The following is a 1,297-nucleotide window of genomic DNA, read 5'->3' on the forward strand; positions in this document are numbered from 1 at the left end:
GGCTCTCGACGAAGTCGTAGGATCCCGCTGCCCGACAGGGCATTGCGAAGCCATGTCCCGAGAGGGGGACATGGTTCTGTCGCTCGGGGCGAAGACGGATGCAGGACCCGTCGTTCAGCCAGAGGCGACCTTTCTTCGGTTGCCTCGGACGGCACTTTCAGCCCCTCCCTCCGCCAGCTCCGCTCGTCCGTTGCCCGGAAGGCGATTTGCAACGCGAATCTGCCGGAAGGGGCGCTTCACGTTAACGGCCCGGCCGGCATCACGCAGCATGGCAGTGATCCGACGGTAGCCGTAGCGCCCGTACTGGCTGGCGAGCGCGACGATGTCCGCGGTCAGCGCAATCTCGTCGGCCCGCCTGCGCGGAATCTTTCGCTGCGTCGAGCGATGCTGCCCGAGCACGCGGCAAGCGAAGCGCTCCGAGACGGAGAACGTCCGCCTGATATGACCAACGCAGGCACGACGGCGGGCGGGGCTCAGAAGTTTTGCTGACGCAGACCCTCGGCTCCCGAGGCGGCCTCCTTCAGGATCAGTTTCTCGAGCGTGAGATCGGAGACGGCCTTGCGAAGCCGCTCGTTCTCCTTCTCGAGTTCCTTCAACCGTTTCACCTCGTCGGTCTTCAGCCCACCGGACTCCTTGCGCCATCGGTAACAGGTGAACTGCGTCACGCCGATCGATCTCACCGCCTCGGCCACCGGTCGGCCCTGCAATGCCAGTACGTCGACCTACTGAGCCTTCGCCACGATCTCCTCCGGCTTGTGCCCCTTCTGTCCCATTCCTTCGTCCTCCATTTGGCTCGAATGCCTACTTCAGTAAGGACCACTTTTCAGGGGGCTGACCACTGCTCGCCGCGCATCTGCAAGCCATTGCGATCGATGAAAGCAATCCCGCTCAAAACTCGCTTGTCATCTACCTGAGGCTTGCCGTGCGACTTCGGGAAGAAAGCGGAAAGCCTGCCCATCTGCTCGTCGGTCAGCCAGTAGAGGTCGCTCATGGCACCGCTGCATTTTCGGAGCCGTGAATCACGCGATACGTAGGACATCAATGCATCCTGACCCTAGCATGTAACTGCAGCAAAGGTTCGGTTTCCGCCCTTCCTGCTCTTCGCCGCTTTTGTAGCATCCAGCTACCACAGATCATCAAACCAATGCGCTGCGGTCCGCGTGTAGTGCGCCATATGCCAAGGATCCCGGTGACCGAAGTAATCCTGGATGAGGCGCAAGGAGATATGCGCGGAAGTTGGTGACGCGTGATCGGGCGGCAGTTTGAAGCTGACGGACGCCGTCGCGGAACTCAACCC

General features: G+C 61.5%; 2 pseudogenes. Both read right to left on the reverse strand.

Going from position 1 to position 1,297, the window contains the following annotated elements:
* Positions 1-67: 67 nt before the first annotated feature.
* Positions 68-713, reverse strand: a pseudogene (locus Q1A87_RS23430) (transposase); the annotation flags it as partial.
* Positions 714-856: 143 nt separating this feature from the next.
* A pseudogene (locus tag Q1A87_RS23435) lies at positions 857-991 on the reverse strand (IS5/IS1182 family transposase); the annotation flags it as partial.
* Positions 992-1,297 lie beyond the last annotated feature (306 nt).

The sequence above is a fragment of the uncultured Jannaschia sp. genome, from assembly GCF_947494055.1.
Taxonomy (GTDB): domain Bacteria; phylum Pseudomonadota; class Alphaproteobacteria; order Rhodobacterales; family Rhodobacteraceae; genus Jannaschia.